Genomic DNA, 16448 nt, shown 5'->3' with positions numbered 1-16448 from the left:
GAAATCAAGCTAAAATGACAGTTAATCGCTAATATCGGACAACATGATGATTGGACTTGGTCTTGAGGGTTACGATCCTGACAGCCAGCACGATGCGGCGGTGGCGTTTCATGTGCGGGTAGTGGAGGACGAACAGCGCATTTCACGACATCAGCATCGTAAGGGGCAGCTGATTCTGGCGCTGCACGGAGCCATCACCTGCGAGGTGGATAATGCCCTGTGGATGGTGCCCCCGCAGTACGCCGTCTGGATCCCCGGCCAGCTGGCGCACAGTAACAAAGCCACCCCCAGCGCCAGACTCTGCTTTTTGTTTATTGAGCCTGGCGCGGTGACGCTGCCGACGCGCTGCTGCGCGCTAAAAATTTCGCCTCTGGTGCGGGAGCTGATCCTGACGCTGGCCGAGCGCAGCCTGGATCCGCTGCAGCCTGCCACCTTGCGACTGGTAGACGTGCTGTTTGATGAGCTGCCACGACAGCCGCAGGAGCAGCTCCAGCTTCCGGTATCGCCACACCCCAAAATTCGCCTGATGAGTGAAATGATGGCCGAGGCACCCGCCGCCTGGCAGACGCTGCACCAGTGGGCGCAGCATTTTGCGATGAGTGAGCGCAATCTGGCCCGATTGGTGGTGAGCGAAACCGGACTCAGTTTTCGGCGCTGGCGGCATCAGCTCCAGCTGATAGTGGCCCTGCAGGGGCTGATTAGCGGCCAGTCGGTGCAGCAGGTGGCGCAGGCCCTGGGCTATGACTCAACCACCGCGTTTATCACCATGTTTAAGAAGGGGCTCGGCCAGACCCCGGCCCGCTACATCGCCAGTCTCGCTACGACTTCCCGATAAACAGCGACACCAGCCCGGCGGCAATCAGCGGCCCGACCGGCACGCCACGAAACAGCGCCACGCCGAGCACGGTGCCAACCAGCAACCCTGCAACCAGCGTCGGTTGGGAGCTCATTAACGTCACCCCGCGTCCGCCTAGCCAGGAGACAAACACGCCCACGGCGATGGCGATCAGGGATTTCCAGTTCATAAAGGCATGGATCAGGGTGGACGCCGGAAGCGTGCCGCTGGCGATCGGCGCCATTACGCCAATGGTCAGGATGATAATACCGACGGTGAGACCCTGTTTTTCAATCCACGGGAAAAAGGTGTTGAGCGGGGTTACCCGCACAATAATCAGCACCAGAATGGAAATGGCGACGGTGGTGTTGTGGCTGACAAAGCCCAGCGCGGCGAGGCCCAGGAGAATGAGCAGGGTAGGGTCAAACATGTTGTATTCCTTGCCAAAAAATGAAAAGTAAGCCTGCTTACTTTACGCCCTCGACCGCCGGGATACAGGGGGTTTATACAAAAAATGTGCTGATTTGGGCGAATGCCCGACGCGAGGGAGGTGGGAGTGTGACAGATAATTGGAAACAATCATTCCATGGATTTATTAATAGCGTCCTATATAATATTTAAATTACCTGAAACTTATTGATATTTAACCTGTTATGATTTTTAAAACTATTAATTTATTTACCCGGGAGACCCTATGAACAGGAAGTTCACTGAGATTGATGAAACCATCCGTGAATTAAACGCGTCGACGGATGCGCATTTTAAATGGTTAGTGAAAATATTACGCTTTATTGCTAATCATGACATTGATTTACCGGAAATCACCTGTGATGACGCCCACCAGCGCTGTGAGTTTGGCCACTGGATTAATACCCGATTACAGGAAGAGCGGGAAGGGAAAAACTTCGTGCTGGATATCAGTAAAAAGCATATTCGGGTACATCAGGCTTGCCGCAATATTATTACTGCCATCAACGACAAATGCCAGACCGATGCCGTATTTAACGTATTTGAACAGTCGCTGCTGTCATTTACTGAAGCCTTAACCACTTATAAAGTGCATCTGCTGCAGTTGCGGACCAGTTATGACGCGTTGACCGGATTGCCGCTGCGCCGGATCCTCGACGAATCGTTTACCAGTATGAATAACGAGCTGGGTGCCGAGGGGCTGTACTTATTATTACTGGATGTCGACCATTTTAAAAAAGTGAATGATACTTACGGGCATCTCAACGGTGATATTGTATTGCGTTCGCTGGCCATGAATATGAGTAATAACATTCGCCGGTCTGAATCGATGTATCGCTACGGTGGCGAAGAGTTTATTGTTGTGATGCATGCCAAAGACGATCGCGAGGCCGTCACAATTGCCGAGCGTCTTCGCCACGACATTGCAGAATTGGATATGGTTGCCGGAGAGCATATTATTCGGATTACCTTTACTGCCGGCCTGACGCGTATTCATCCCGACGAAGCGCTGCGTGAGGTGCTGGAGCGAGCGGATCAGGCGTTGTATATCGGTAAAAAAAGTGGCCGTAACTGCACGCAGTTGATTAATCAACGGCTGGAAACGAAAAAATTCAGTGGCTAAACGAAAGCGGCCAGGAAATTAATCACTGGCTGCTTTTGTTTTCAACCCCTTTCTGCAGGTCTTATTCTCTTCACTAATCGTTGTTCCTCTTCATTCTCCCCGGCAAAATTTCGGCCTGTCTCATGTGCCTGCTCGTTACGGTCATTCTCTGAACTAAGGGATTCGTTCTTTGCAGCGGTACACCCCCCAACGTTAAGCCCAGGTACCGTAATGAAAAAAGACATTTTTGCCCCTCATCCGCTGGCGTGGTCGCTGCTGGTCGCGATCTCGTGTTCGACGCTTGCCGCAGAAAAAAACGCCGCTCCGCTGCCAGAGGATGACGATGTGATTACCGTCACCGCGCCGGTGCTTTCGCCCCTTGAGGTGGTGACTTCGCCGAAAGCGCCCCGCCAGCCGGTGCCGGCCAGCGACGGTTCCGACTACCTGAAGACCATTCCGGGGTTCAGCCAAATCCGCAACGGCGGCAGTAATGGCGACCCGGTTTTTCGCGGGATGTTTGGCTCACGTCTGCGCCTGCTCACTAACGACAGCGAAATGCTCGGTGCCTGCCCGTCACGGATGGATGCCCCAAGCTCGTACATCTCGCCCGAAAGCTATGACCTGCTGACGGTGACCAAAGGGCCGGAGACCGTACTCTGGGGGCCTGGCAACTCCGCCGGGACGGTGCGCTTCAACCGCGAACCGCCGCGCTTCGATAAAGCAGGACTCGAGGGAGACGCCAGCTTGCTGTCTGCCTCCAACGATCGTTTCGATGAGAACGCCGACGTCAGCTTTGGTAACGAGTCGGGCTATGTACGCCTGAACGGCAACAAATCAAAATCCGGCGATTACAAAGACGGCAATGGCGATAGCGTGGCCTCGAAGTGGGATAAATGGAATACCGATCTGGCCATCGGCTGGACGCCGGATGCCGACACGCTGCTGGAGCTGACCGCCGGGCAGGGCGATGGCGACGCCAGCTACGCCGGACGCGGAATGGACGGTTCCCAGTTCAAACGCGAAAGCCTGGGCCTGCGCTATAAGAAAGACAATATCGGCGAGGTGTTCGACTCGCTGGATATGAGCGTCTATTACAACTATGCCAACCACATTATGGATAACTACTCCATGCGCTCGCCGGGCACGATGTCGGGCGGGATGCCAATGGGCTCGATGGATATGTCGATGCCGATGGAGAAACAGGTCGATCGCCGCACCGTCGGCGGCAGGATGATGGGCACCTGGCTGTGGCTGGATTACCAGCTGCAAAGCGGCGTGGACATGCAAAATAACACCCATCGCAGCAATGAGGACGACCAGGATGCAGGCTGGCAGGAGGATGCCCGCTTCCACGATTACGGCGCATTCAGCGAACTGACCTGGAATGCCACCGACCTGAGCAAAGTGATTGGCGGTGCGCGTCTGGATAAGGTCGAAGTGGATAATTACACCGGCGTGGGCAGCGACAGCCGCGAAGACACTTTGCCTGCGGGCTTTTTACGCGTGGAGCATAACCTCGGTACGGCATCGGCGATGGTTTACGCCGGGTTGGGCTACACCGAACGTTTCCCGGATTACTGGGAACTGTTTTCACCGACTTATGGACCGGACGGCACCTCGGACGTATTCGACAACCTGAAGCCTGAAAAAACCACCCAGTTGGACATCGGTGCCCAGTATAAGGGCGAACGCACAACCGGCTGGATCTCCGCTTACGTCGGGCGCATCAACGACTACATTCTCTTTATCTACGATCCGGACGACAGTCACGTCAGCCAGGCCGACAACGTCGATGCCACCATCATGGGCGGCGAAATGGGAACCTCGTATCAGCTGAACGACCAGTGGAAAACCGACGCCACGCTGAACTACGCCTGGGGCCAGAACACCGACGACCACCAGCCGCTGCCGCAGATGCCGCCGCTGGAAGCGCGTCTCGGTCTGACGTGGGAGAAAGAGAGCTGGAGTTCGACCGGGCTGCTGCGCATGGTCAGCCCACAGCATCGGGTGGCGATGAACGAAGGAAACGTGGTGGGGAAAGACTTTGACCAGAGCGCCGGGTTTGCGATTGTCTCCGCCAATGCGGCGTATAAAGTGAATAAGAACCTGAAGCTGAGCAGCGGAGTGGATAACCTGCTGGACAAGGCCTATAGCGAGCACCTTAACCTTGCCGGCAACAGCAGCTTTGGCTACTCATCGGACACCCCGGTAAACGAGCCAGGTCGTACCTTCTGGGCAAAGATGAACGTGAACTTCTGACCAATGTGACGCCGCCGGTCAGTGACCGGCGGCGGGATTAACTGTTGCTGGTGGCAGATTGCTTATGGAACAGCTCTCTGAACACCGGATAGATATCATCCTGGTCGCGAATGTGCTGCATCGCGAAGTTATCAAACGTGGTTTGCAGATGCTCATACTCACGCCACAGCGTCTGATGGGCGCGGCGGGTGATCTCGATATAGCTGTAATAACGCACCACTGGCAGGAGTTTTTTAGCCAGAATTTCATGACACAGCGGTGAATCATCTGCCCAGTTATCACCGTCCGAAGCCTGCGCGGCATAGATGTTCCACTGCGCCGGGTCATAACGCTCTTTCACCACTTCATCCATCAACTTCAGGGCGCTGGAGACAATAGTGCCCCCGGTTTCCTGCGAGTAGAAGAACTCGTGTTCATCCACCTCTTTCGCCTGGGTATGGTGGCGGATATAGACCACGTCCACGTTCTTATAGGTTCTGCTGAGGAACAGATACAGCAGAATATAAAAGCGCTTCGCCATGTCCTTGGTGGCCTGATCCATTGAGCCGGAAACGTCCATCAGGCAGAACATCACCGCCTGGCTGGAGGGCTCCGGGCGTTTCTCGTAGTTTTTGTAACGCAGGTCAAAAGTGTCGATAAACGGCACGCGCTCAATCTTCGCCCGCAGCTCGGCGATCTCTCTGCGCAGACGTTCCTCTTCCAGCAGCTGCGCGGGCTCGCTGTTCTCAATGATACCCAGGCTGGCTTCCAGCTCGCGGAGTTCGCGCTTTTTGCCCGCCGTCATCGCCGTGCGTCGCGCCAGCGAGTTCTGCAACGAACGCACCACACTGATGTTGGCCGGTACGCCGTTGGCCGTATACCCTGCGCGGTGGGTTTTGTACTCATTCAACTGCCGGTGCTGGTTTTTCTTCAGATTCGGCAAGGCCAGATCTTCGAACAACAGATCCAGATACTCATCCTTGGAGATCTGAAACACAAATTCGTCCTGACCTTCGCCGTCCTGGCTGGCCTGGCCTTGACCACTTCCGCCGCCGCCCCCGCCGCCTTGTGGACGTTCGATGCGGTCGTTCTGCACAAAGTGATCGTTACCCGGATGAACGCGATGGCGTAAGCCGCCACGCCCCTGATGAAAAATCGGTTCGCTGATGTCGTCCGTCGGGATAGAGACGGACTCCCCACTGTTTACGTCGGTTACCGAACGCTTATTAATGGCCTCGGAGATCGACTGTTTGATTTGCGCTTTATAACGACGCAAGAAGCGCTGGCGATTCACCGTGCTCTTGTTTTTGCCGTTAAGACGCCGGTCAATAAACCAGGTCATATGCCCCCCGTACTGCATTTGCCAACTTTCAGTGCCCGTAAGTGCCGGGGGCATTTCGCTTACCCGGCCTACGGAACATTGTTGTACGCCCGGCAAGCCATGTGCCGCCGGGCTTTTTGGGCTGTTATGACGATTTACGTACGCGCAGATACCATTCGCACAGCAGGCGAACCTGTTTGCGGGTGTATCCTTTCTCCATCATACGGTCGACAAAATCGTCGTGCTTTTTCTGCTCGTCGGTTGAGGTTTTGGCGTTGAACGAAATAACCGGCAACAGCTCCTCGGTATTGGAGAACATTTTCTTCTCAATAACGGTGCGCAGTTTTTCATAGCTGGTCCAGTTCGGATTACGTCCGCTGAAGTTCGCACGGGCACGCAGCACGAAGTTGACGATCTCGTTACGGAAGTCTTTCGGATTACTGATCCCGGCAGGCTTCTCGATTTTTTCCAGCTCGGCATTCAGCGATTCACGGTCAAACAGCTGGCCGGTATCCGGGTCGCGATACTCCTGATCCTGGATCCAGAAATCCGCATAGGTAACGTAGCGGTCAAAAATGTTCTGCCCGTACTCGGAGTAAGATTCCAGGTAGGCGGTCTGGATCTCTTTGCCGATAAACTCGGCGTATTTCGGGATCAGATAGCCTTTGAGGAACTCAAGGTAGCGTTCAGCCAGCTCTTGCGGGAACTGCTCGCGCTCAATTTGCTGCTCCAGCACGTAGAACAGATGCACCGGGTTCGCCGCCACTTCGGCATGGTCAAAGTTGAACACGCGGGAGAGGATTTTGAACGCAAAGCGCGTGGACAACCCGTTCATCCCTTCATCGACCCCGGCGTAATCGCGATACTCCTGATAGGACTTCGCTTTCGGGTCGGTATCTTTCAGGCTTTCACCGTCATAGACGCGCATCTTCGAGTACATGCTCGAGTTTTCAGGCTCTTTCAGGCGCGACAGGATCGAGAAGCGCGACAGCGTTTCCAGAGTCCCCGGAGCGCATGGGGCATGTACCAGCTCACTGTGGTTAAGCAGTTTTTCGTAAATTTTGATCTCTTCGGAGATCCGCAGGCAGTAAGGCACTTTGACAATGTAAACACGGTCAAGGAACGCCTCGTTATTCTTGTTGTTACGGAAGGTGACCCATTCCGATTCGTTCGAGTGGGCAAGGATAATGCCGTTAAATGGCAGGGCGGAAATCCCCTCCGTACCGTTGTAGTTACCTTCCTGAGTGGCGGTCAGCAGCGGATGCAGCACCTTGATTGGCGCTTTAAACATCTCGACGAACTCCATCACCCCCTGGTTGGCACGGCACAGCGCACCGGAATAGCCGTAAGCATCCGGATCGTTTTGCGCGTGGTTTTCCAGTTTACGGATGTCCACTTTACCGACCAGTGCAGAGATATCCTGGTTGTTCTCATCACCCGGTTCTGTTTTGGCAATCGCAATCTGTTCAAGAATGGACGGCCAGACCTTCACCACGCGGAATTTGGTAATATCCCCGCCGAAATCGTGCAGGCGTTTTGCGGCCCACGGCGACATAATGGTGCCAAGATAGCGACGCGGAATGCCGTACTCTTTATCCAGAATCTGCGCATCTTCCTGAGGGTTAAACAGGCACAGGGGATGATCGTTGACCGGGCTGCGTTCACCGTTAGCGCTAAGCACGTAAATAGGCACGCGCTGCATTAACGATTTCAGACGCTCCGCCAGCGAGGATTTACCACCGCCTACCGGACCCAACAGATACAGGATCTGTTTCTTCTCTTCCAGGCCTTGCGCCGCATGCTTCAGATAGGAAACGATCTGCTCGATGGCATCTTCCATGCCGTAAAATTCTTCAAACGCCGGATATCGGGCAACAACCCGATTCGAAAACAGACGGGAAAGCCGGGGCTCCTGGGCAGTATCAACCATATTCGGCTCACCAATAGCCATCAATAGTCGTTCTGCCGCGTTGGCATAGGCACTGCGATCTTGCCGACAGATGGTAAGAAACTCCTGCAGTGTGAACTCTTCGTCCTTGGCAGCTTCATAGCGCTGGCGATAGTGATCGAATATATTCATGGCATGCCGTCCTTTCGTTTTTTAGCACAGGAAAAGAGCCGTTCATATGAGTAGTAGAGGCTCCCGGAAGCGGGATCCCTTACACCTCACTGCCAGAGCAGCAACCCGTATGCCAGATCGGGCGCTAAAACTGCGGGGTGATCGGGTATTCAGCTTCTTAAAATTAAGCGTAGATGGCATTTGCAAAACTTGCCTGCATGCAAAATCTAATTTCAATGACATATCAATAACTCATCCAAAAATTCAGCCTTATCCTGAATGGCAAACCCCGCGCCTTCGTCAAACTGTCATCCTGCTGACCGCGTTTCGTCATCTTTCGTGCACAAAATGACCGGTTGGTCAAATTGATTAGCCTGCAAAAAAGTTTTGAGATAGGGAGTAAAGGGCGGTTACACTCCATTCGCTGATTATTTGACTACAGGAAAAAAGGATTGTGACCAAACTCAAACATCTGGCATTGGGCGTTCTCGTTGCCGCTTCAGTGGGGGCCGCTCATGCGGAAAACCATTGGTCCGTTGGCGCAGGCGTCGGCGTGATTAATAGCCCGTATAAACAATACGATCGCGACGTGTACCCGGTTCCGGTTATTACCTATGAAGGGGATAACTTCTGGTTCCGTGGACTGGGTGGGGGTTACTACCTGTGGAATGACCAGACCGACAAACTGTCGATCATGGCTTATTACTCGCCACTGCACTTCAAGCCGGGAGACAGCGACAGCTACCAGCTGCGTCAGCTGGACAAACGTAAGAGCACCATGATGGCGGGCCTCTCTTATGTCCATAACACCGAGTATGGCTTCCTGCGCACCGCGCTGGCGGGAGATACCCTCGACAACAGTAACGGCTTCATCTGGGATCTGGCGTGGCTGTACCGTTATACCAACGGTGGGCTGACTCTGACGCCGGGGATCGGTGTAGAATACAGCAGCGAAAACTACAACGACTACTACTACGGCGTGTCGCAGCGTGAAGCCAATCGCAGCGGTCTGAACAGCTACAACGCCGACGATGGCTGGAACCCATACCTCGAGTTGACGGCAAGCTATAAATTTGCCACTGACTGGAATGTGTACGGTACAGGCCGTTACTCGCACCTGAGCGATGAAGTAAAAGACAGCCCGATGGTCGATAAGTCCTGGGCCGGACTGTTGTCTGTGGGCGTGACCTACAGTTTCTGATTGTGCATTTTTATAGTGCATTCTGTGCATCACAACGGGGCGCTTGCGCCCCGTTTGCATTACGGTGGAGCAGACAAACCAGGAGAACGTGATGAGCGAAAAAACCGTGACCTTCGGCGACGGCGTTGTGCTTCCGGCTATCGGGCAGGGCACATGGTATATGGGTGAGCAGGCGGGTCAGCGCCGTCAGGAAGTGGCTGCCCTGCGGGCGGGCATCGATCTCGGGCTGACGCTCATCGATACCGCAGAAATGTACGCCGATGGCGGGGCAGAAGAGGTGGTCGGCGAGGCGATCAAAGGCCAGCGCGATAAGGTGTATCTGGTCTCCAAGGTTTATCCCTGGAATGCGGGCGGGCAAAAAGGGATTGCCGCCTGTGACGCGAGCCTGCGTCGCCTGGGCACCGATCGTATCGACCTCTATCTGCTGCACTGGCGCGGGAATTATCCGCTGGCGGAAACCGTCAAATTGATGGAGACCCTGCAACAGCAGGGCAAGATAGGCCGCTGGGGTGTATCAAATCTGGATTACGCAGATATGCAGGAGCTGGGGCAGGTGCCGGGCGGTCATCACTGCGCCACCAATCAGGTGCTCTATCATCTGGCCTCACGCGGTATCGAGTACGATCTTCTGCCGTGGTGTCAGCAGCAGCAGATGCCAGTCATGGCTTATTGTCCGCTGGCGCAAGCCGGGCGTTTACGCACCGGGCTGATGAATCATCCGGTCGTACAGGCGATTGCGCAGGACTACAACGCCAGTGCGGCGCAGGTGCTGCTGGCGTGGGTTGTCAGCCACCAGGGCGTGATCGCCATTCCTAAAGCCTCCTCAATCGAGCATGTGGCAGAAAATGCGGGTGCGCTGACGATTTCGCTGTCCGCCGAGGCGTTATTACAACTGGATCAGGCCTTCCCGGCTCCGGGGCAGAAAACGGCATTAGATGTGCTGTGAATTCATGTTAATGCCCTCTCCGGGAGGAAAGGGCAATCGCGCGGGGATTAACGCTTCACAATGTGAATTGTCTGTCCCAGACGTGAAGGATGTGCTTCACGTGTGGTTTGCGGCTCGCTGACGCAGGCAGTTTCTACGCACACGAAGGTTTTGTATCCGTCATCCGGTACGTCACCCATGCTCACCGACAGCGCCGGGCCCGGGTTCCAGCCGACCACATTGCTGTGATGCTGGTGGATGACTTCAATGCTGCGGTTAAGCGCCGCATCATGAATCACGCTGCAGGCTTCCGGGTTCAGATAAACGCGGTCAGTACGATCCGGGAAGGCCTGGGTGCCGTCGCTCAGATTGCCCTCTTTGGCGTTATTCACTTTATCGATAAAGGTATCGCCCAGACCGCTCACCGTTACCGCCGCAATATCACCCACGTTGAAGTAAGTGTGCAGGGCCGAGGTGGTCTCAAATTCGCCGTGCGCTTCCAGTTCAATTTCGCAGGTTTTGCCCAGCGTAAAGTGCGCATACAGGGTGAAGTCGTGCGGCCAGAGCTGACGTGTCTCATCGCTGCTTTTAAGTTCAAAGGTCAACGCCACGCCGGAATTGTCTTCGCTATGGTTTTTCAGCGTCCACGGAAGGTTGCGGGCAAAACCATGGGACGGTAAGCCCTGTTCAGCCGCCGGGCCAAACCACGGCCAGCAGATGGGCACGCCGCCGCGAATGGCTGCGCCTTTCTTAAAGGAGGTAATGTCACTCAGCCACAGGGCTTCGACTTCACCTTCTGGCTGCCAGGAGAGCAGATGCGCGCCATGCAGGGCGACGGAAGCCTTGACCTGCGGGTGATCGACAACGATGACTTCAGCATCATCAATCTGACGGCGGGAGAGCACAGGGGTAAGTTGTTCGACTACCGGAAGTGCAAAAATTTTTTTAATCATTACGCAATCCTCTGTCTTTTAAAGCCATAAAAAAAGGCGACCGAGGTCGCCTTTTTGGGTCAGAATCTCCAGAACTTATTTGGAGATGTGAGCGACCAGGTCCAGTACTTTGTTAGAGTAACCAGTTTCGTTGTCGTACCAGGAAACCAGTTTAACGAAGTTGTCGTTCAGTGCGATACCCGCTTTAGCATCGAACACAGAAGTGCAGATTTCGCCGTTGAAGTCGGTAGAAACAACGTCATCTTCGGTGTAACCCAGAACGCCTTTCATTGGGCCTTCAGAAGCCGCTTTGATTGCTTTCTTGATTTCTTCGTAAGACGCTGCTTTTTCCAGACGAACGGTCAGGTCAACTACAGACACGTTTGGAGTTGGAACGCGGAACGCCATACCCGTGATTTTACCGTTCAGCTCTGGCAGTACAACGCCTACAGCTTTAGCAGCACCGGTAGAAGAAGGGATGATGTTCTGAGCTGCGCCGCGGCCGCCGCGCCAGTCTTTGTGAGACGGGCCATCAACAGTTTTCTGAGTAGCGGTGGTTGCGTGAACAGTGGTCATCAGGCCTTCAACGATACCGAAGTTGTCGTTGATAACTTTAGCCAGTGGTGCCAGGCAGTTGGTGGTGCAAGATGCGTTAGAAACGATATCCTGGCCAGCATACTTCTCGAAGTTTGCGCCTTTAACGAACATCGGAGTGTTGTCTTTGGAAGGACCAGTCAGAACAACTTTCTTCGCACCCGCAGTGATGTGTTTACGTGCGGTTTCGTCGGTCAGGAAGATACCTGTTGCTTCAGCAACAACATCAACACCGATTTCGTTCCACTTCAGGTTAGCTGGATCTTTTTCAGCAGTAACACGGATGGTTTTGCCGTTAACAACCAGGTGGCCGTCTTTCACTTCAACGGTGCCGTTGAAACGACCGTGAGTTGAGTCGTACTTCAGCATGTACGCCATGTATTCAGCGTCCAACAGATCGTTGATACCAACGATTTCGATGTCAGAACGTTCCTGAGCAGCACGGAAAACAATACGGCCGATACGGCCAAAACCGTTGATACCTACTTTGATAGTCATATATTCCACCAGCTATTTGTTAGTGAATAAAAGGTTGCGTGTAAAATTACAAAAACCTTACGCAGCGTCAAGCGGAATCGTGTCAATCATTGCGACAAATCAATCCTTCGCATTACCTTTGTTCGATTGACTCGCCTCACATTCCCTTTGAGCTTGCACACATGTGGGGGCTGCGCCCGGAAGTTTAAAGGGCTCCCCATATAAAAATGTGGAGTAGATCACATTTCGCTGCGTGCCTGTACGCGACGAGTAAGTTTAGAACAAAAGTTCATACTTCATTGTTAATATTTTGTTAGAATCGACGTTAAAAGTTGTCTGTTTCAACGGCGAGATGTCAGCATATGTCGAATAAACAAAACCCAGAAGAACTCAAAAAAAACCTCACAGAAATGCAGTTTTACGTGACGCAAAACCGCGGCACCGAACCGCCGTTTACCGGGCGTTTGCTGCATAATAAGCGCGATGGCGTATACCACTGCCTGGTGTGCGACTCGGCACTGTTTAACGCCCAGAGTAAGTACGATTCAGGGTGCGGCTGGCCAAGCTTTTATGAGCCGGTCAGCGAAGAGGCTGTTCGTTACCTGGACGACACCACTCATGGTATGCAGCGCATCGAGATCCGCTGCGGGAAATGTGACGCGCATCTCGGTCACGTCTTCCCGGATGGTCCTCAGCCGACCGGCGAGCGTTTCTGCGTCAATTCTGCCTCGTTAAGCTTCACCGATGATCAGAATGGCGACCAGACGAAAGGTTGAAAAATCGATTCAGCAAATTATTCCTTTGGAGCCAGGGTGAGCATGAATATTGATGAGATGATTAACGGCATGACGCCAGAGGTATATCAGCGGCTGGTGACGGCCGTTGAGCTCGGTAAATGGGCTGATGGCGTGGCCCTGACGGCGGAACAAAAAGAGAATTGCCTGCAACTGGTGATGCTGTGGCAAGCGCGTCATAACACCGAGGCGCAGCATATGACCATCGACACCCAAGGTCAGATGGTGATGAAGAGCAAGCGGGAGCTGAAAGAAGATTTCGGTATTACCCCGAAACCGATCGCGACGTTTAAATCGTAACTGCTTCAAAGGCCGGGTAGGGCGTAACCACCACCCGGCTCAGTATACGTTTAGTGCTTAATCCCCAGCGACTCTGCCAGCTGTTTCGCCAGCTGGTTATTGTCATCCGCGCCATACTCCCAGAACATCGCGCCGGCCAGTCCCTTCGCTTTGATGTACTCCGCTTTAATGGCGACCGAGCGCGGGTTTTCGTAAGAGAGGGCAAACAGCGCCTTGCCCTCGGCAGACTTAACGGACAGCCACGGCACCTGAGCCTGCTCGTCCCAGTGCTCGGTAAAGCGTTTCTGTGGATCGTTTATCAACGTCTTCACGATATCGTTGTACTTCACATAAGTATCTTTGGTCAGGTCGTAACCCAGCGATTTGAACAGGCCAATCTCCTGCGGGCCAAAATAGGGCTGCGTCACAGGATTCTTTTGTGCATCCGGCTTACTCCAGTCGATACCCGGCTCAACGGAGCGCTTCGGTACGCGACCATAGAAACCGATGCCCAGGTTCATCTGCTGCGGCTTCAGTCCTGCGGCCAGATAGTTATTGACCACAAAGTCGACGCTGTATTTATCCGCTGCGGCGACGGTTGGCCAGGCGCTGGAATCATACAAATTGGCGTTGAAATACTGTGTCCCGTAGGCCATGTCGTAGGTCATCAGGTTGATGTAATCCAGCAGCGGTGCAACCGCCTTCACGTCGACCCACGTTTTTGGGCTTTCCGCGTTGGCACCCACGGCGATAGTGACCAGTTTATTCTTGCCGAACGCCTCGCGCAGTTCTTTCAGCAGCGCGGTGAAGTTATCCCGATCCTCAGGCTTGCTGGCGACCAGGCCCCATGCGCCATTCACCGGGTACTCCCAGTCGAGATCGATGCCGTCCAGGCCGTATTTTTTGACAATTTCCTGTGCAGAACGAATAAATACCGCCCGGGTCCCGGCGGTAGACGCTGCGCCCGAGAAGCCACGCGCGCCCCAGCCGCCAACGGAGAGCAGCACCTTGAGATTTGGGTTTTGTTTACGCAGGGTGGGGATTAACGCTAAATCGGCAGCGACCTTCGGCGAGAGCCAGATTTGATGGAGTTTAGTGGGATCTTTCAGCGCGGCGTTGGGTTCATCTTTCTCATCGTTATAGACCAGACCAAATGAGTAGTTGAGATGGGTTATCTGACGCACATCCAGGGTGTTGATATCGCCTCCCGGTCCGGCGGTGACATCGCCACCCCCGTTAAAATAGCCGACTGACATCAGGGGGCTGGCGGACACAACACAGGCGCAGAGCAGGGGCAAGGCTGCCAGTAATGGCAAACGTTTCATAGCGGTTCCTCTTTGACTTTGACGTTAAAAAAACAAACACGCCACGTAATGGCGTGGCAAAAAAGTGCCAAAAAAGAATAGCATTGCCGCTTCGTTGGGAGTGCGAGGGAGTTCACTTTATGTGATTTACAGGAAATTGCTGCGTAGCGAGGGAGTGGTATTTTGTTGGCCGGGTAAGCGCAGTGCCACCCGGCAAAAGCAGCTAGGCCTGCGTCTCCAGCCAGTCTGCCAGCGTATACAGGGTTGCGCCTTCTGCCGCCATCTCCATAAACGCATGGTTGCTGTCCTTCGGCTGAATATTCACCCCACGACAGCCGTCGGTGATGACATTCACCGTATAGCCCAGTTGGAGTGCATCCAGCACGGTAAATTTCACGCAGTAATCGGTCGCCAGACCCATCACGATAAGCGCCTCGATCTCGTGATGGCGCAGCCACTGATCCAGCCCCGTTTTCTGCCGGTGGCCGTTATCAAAAAAGGCGCTATAGCTGTCGATGTCCGGGTTTTCACCCTTCTGAAAGACGGCATCCAGGGCAAGGCTATCCAACAATGGATGCAGCTCGGCGCCTTCGCTGTGCTGCACGCAGTGATCGGGCCAGAAGGTTTGCGGCAAACCATCCAGCTCGCCCTGGGTGAATGGCTCGACGTGATGCTGACTGGCAAAACTGCCGTGATCCGCCGGATGCCAGTCCTGGCTGGCTACCACCGCCTCGCCGCGCGCTTTACACCACGCAATTAAGGTATTCGCCACGTCGACGGTACTGTCGCCTTCGGCAACCGCCAGCGCGCCGCCAGCGCAAAAATCGTTCTGCAGATCGACCAGTAACAGAGCCCGTTGTTTCATGCTGCCTCCTTATTCGTCTGGCGTCAGTTCGCCGCGCAGGTTTTGCATCATCGCTGTGCGGATCGACTGCACATCCAGATCCTGACTGAGTAAGTAGTGAAGTTTAGTCAGCGTGGCCTCTACCGTCATATCAAAGCCGCTGATGACTCCCGCGTGGGCGAGCGCGTTTCCGGTTGCGTAGCCACCCATATTCACTTTGCCGGACATGCACTGGGTCAGGTTCACCACCACAATCCCACGGCTGCTCGCCTCCTGCAGCTCTTTCAGGAACTCACCGTTCTGTGGCGCATTGCCCACGCCGTAAGAGCGCAGAATCAATGCTTTGACCGGCTGGCGCAGGAAGTTACGCACCACGTCGGCAGAAATGCCGGGATAAAGGGTCACCACGCCAATCGGCTGGGGGGTGATCGGATGAACCACCAGCTCGCCAGCGGTGTGGGGAGCCGGTGGGGTGCCGAGGCGGCGGATGTGGATCCCGGCCTCCAGCAGCGGGGCCAGGTTCGGCGAGGCAAACGCGTCAAAGCCGTCGGCATGGGCTTTGGTGGTGCGATTCCCGCGATACAGGCGGTTATTGAAGAACAGGCTGACTTCGTTAATCGGGTAGTTCGCCGCCACGTACAGGGAATTCAGCAGATTAATCTGCCCGTCGGAGCGCAGCTCCGCCAGCGGGATCTGCGACCCGGTAACGATCACCGGTTTACCGAGATTTTCCAGCATAAAGGAGAGCGCCGAGGCGGTAAACGCCATGGTGTCGGTGCCATGCAGGATCACAAAACCATCATAGTCGTCGTAATGGGCCTGAATATCCTCGGCAATATGCAGCCAGTCTTCCGGCGTCATATCGGACGAGTCCATCAGCGGGGCATATTCATGGATGGTAAAGTCCGGCATCTCCGGGCGATGGAATTCGGGCATCAACGCCAGCTGGCGCTGCAGGTGACCGGAGACCGGAATATAGCCATTTTCAGAACGCTGCATACCGATCGTACCGCCGGTATAGGCCACATAAATTGATTTCTTCTGCATGATGTAATGTTCTTGAGCTTCAAAGAAA

At 54.4% G+C, this 16448-nt stretch carries 15 protein-coding genes; 7 read left to right on the top strand and 8 right to left on the bottom strand.

Features of this window, described 5'->3' with window-relative positions; all coding sequences use genetic code 11:
* Positions 1–46: 46 nt before the first annotated feature.
* The gene (locus tag M8014_RS18775; protein ID WP_271283941.1) at positions 47–835 is read left to right on the top strand and encodes an AraC family transcriptional regulator; all 789 of its coding nucleotides are present in this window, start codon (positions 47–49) and stop codon (positions 833–835) included.
* Here the strand turns inward: M8014_RS18775 and M8014_RS18770 are convergent.
* The gene (locus M8014_RS18770) at positions 819–1265 is read right to left on the bottom strand and encodes a DUF441 domain-containing protein (RefSeq protein WP_250589005.1); all 447 of its coding nucleotides are present in this window, start codon (positions 1263–1265) and stop codon (positions 819–821) included. The genes M8014_RS18775 and M8014_RS18770 overlap by 17 nt on opposite strands.
* Before the next feature lie 264 nt (positions 1266–1529).
* Between M8014_RS18770 and M8014_RS18765 the strand changes: the two genes are divergently transcribed.
* Positions 1530–2426: a diguanylate cyclase gene (locus tag M8014_RS18765; protein ID WP_271283890.1), complete on the top strand. Its 897-nt coding sequence runs from the start codon at positions 1530–1532 to the stop codon at positions 2424–2426.
* A 210-nt stretch (positions 2427–2636) separates the two neighbouring features.
* Positions 2637–4664, top strand: coding sequence for a TonB-dependent copper receptor (locus tag M8014_RS18760; protein WP_271283889.1), 2028 nt, complete (start codon positions 2637–2639; stop codon positions 4662–4664).
* 37 nt (positions 4665–4701) lie between these two features.
* Here the strand turns inward: M8014_RS18760 and M8014_RS18755 are convergent, their stop codons facing one another.
* Both M8014_RS18755 and yeaG read right to left on the bottom strand, forming a co-directional pair.
* Positions 4702–5985 (bottom strand): YeaH/YhbH family protein, encoded by a 1284-nt coding sequence (locus M8014_RS18755; RefSeq protein WP_271283888.1) that lies wholly within the window; start codon positions 5983–5985, stop codon positions 4702–4704.
* 124 nt (positions 5986–6109) lie between these two features.
* Complete coding sequence (gene yeaG / locus M8014_RS18750; RefSeq protein ID WP_271283887.1) at positions 6110–8044, bottom strand: protein kinase YeaG; 1935 nt, start codon at positions 8042–8044, stop codon at positions 6110–6112.
* 433 nt (positions 8045–8477) lie between these two features.
* On the opposite strand from yeaG, the gene M8014_RS18745 reads away from it, so the two are divergent.
* Both M8014_RS18745 and M8014_RS18740 read left to right on the top strand, forming a co-directional pair.
* A complete protein-coding gene (locus M8014_RS18745) occupies positions 8478–9224 on the top strand; it encodes a MipA/OmpV family protein (RefSeq protein WP_271283886.1) in 747 nt (248 codons plus the stop codon).
* Positions 9225–9315: 91 nt separating this feature from the next.
* A complete protein-coding gene (locus M8014_RS18740) occupies positions 9316–10170 on the top strand; it encodes an aldo/keto reductase (RefSeq protein ID WP_271283885.1) in 855 nt (284 codons plus the stop codon).
* Positions 10171–10217: 47 nt separating this feature from the next.
* Here M8014_RS18740 and M8014_RS18735 read toward each other — a convergent pair whose 3' ends face one another.
* Positions 10218–11102 carry a D-hexose-6-phosphate mutarotase gene (locus tag M8014_RS18735; protein ID WP_271283884.1) on the bottom strand — a complete coding sequence of 295 codons (885 nt, stop codon included), beginning with the start codon at positions 11100–11102 and terminating at the stop codon, positions 10218–10220.
* 75 nt (positions 11103–11177) lie between these two features.
* On the bottom strand, positions 11178–12173 hold the full coding sequence (gapA, locus tag M8014_RS18730; RefSeq protein WP_271283883.1) for a glyceraldehyde-3-phosphate dehydrogenase: 996 nt from the start codon (positions 12171–12173) through the stop codon (positions 11178–11180).
* A 341-nt stretch (positions 12174–12514) separates the two neighbouring features.
* On the opposite strand from gapA, the gene msrB reads away from it, so the two are divergent.
* Positions 12515–12928, top strand: a complete 414-nt coding sequence (gene msrB / locus M8014_RS18725; protein ID WP_271283882.1) for a peptide-methionine (R)-S-oxide reductase MsrB — start codon at positions 12515–12517, stop codon at positions 12926–12928.
* Positions 12929–12970: 42 nt separating this feature from the next.
* On the top strand, positions 12971–13246 hold the full coding sequence (locus M8014_RS18720; RefSeq protein WP_271283940.1) for a YeaC family protein: 276 nt from the start codon (positions 12971–12973) through the stop codon (positions 13244–13246).
* A gap of 50 nt (positions 13247–13296) precedes the next feature.
* Here M8014_RS18720 and chiD read toward each other — a convergent pair whose 3' ends face one another.
* The 3 genes from chiD to ansA form a co-directional block, all read right to left on the bottom strand.
* Positions 13297–14550 carry a chitinase ChiD gene (gene chiD, locus M8014_RS18715; RefSeq protein WP_271283881.1) on the bottom strand — a complete coding sequence of 418 codons (1254 nt, stop codon included), beginning with the start codon at positions 14548–14550 and terminating at the stop codon, positions 13297–13299.
* Positions 14551–14752: 202 nt separating this feature from the next.
* Positions 14753–15394: a bifunctional nicotinamidase/pyrazinamidase gene (gene pncA / locus M8014_RS18710; protein WP_271283880.1), complete on the bottom strand. Its 642-nt coding sequence runs from the start codon at positions 15392–15394 to the stop codon at positions 14753–14755.
* Between the two features lie 9 nt (positions 15395–15403).
* Positions 15404–16420 (bottom strand): asparaginase, encoded by a 1017-nt coding sequence (gene ansA, locus M8014_RS18705; protein WP_271283879.1) that lies wholly within the window; start codon positions 16418–16420, stop codon positions 15404–15406.
* Positions 16421–16448 lie beyond the last annotated feature (28 nt).

The organism is Silvania hatchlandensis, assembly GCF_025564065.1.
GTDB classification, from domain to species: Bacteria; Pseudomonadota; Gammaproteobacteria; order Enterobacterales; family Enterobacteriaceae; genus Enterobacter; species Enterobacter hatchlandensis.
This window is presented reverse-complemented; position numbering and strand designations above follow the sequence as displayed.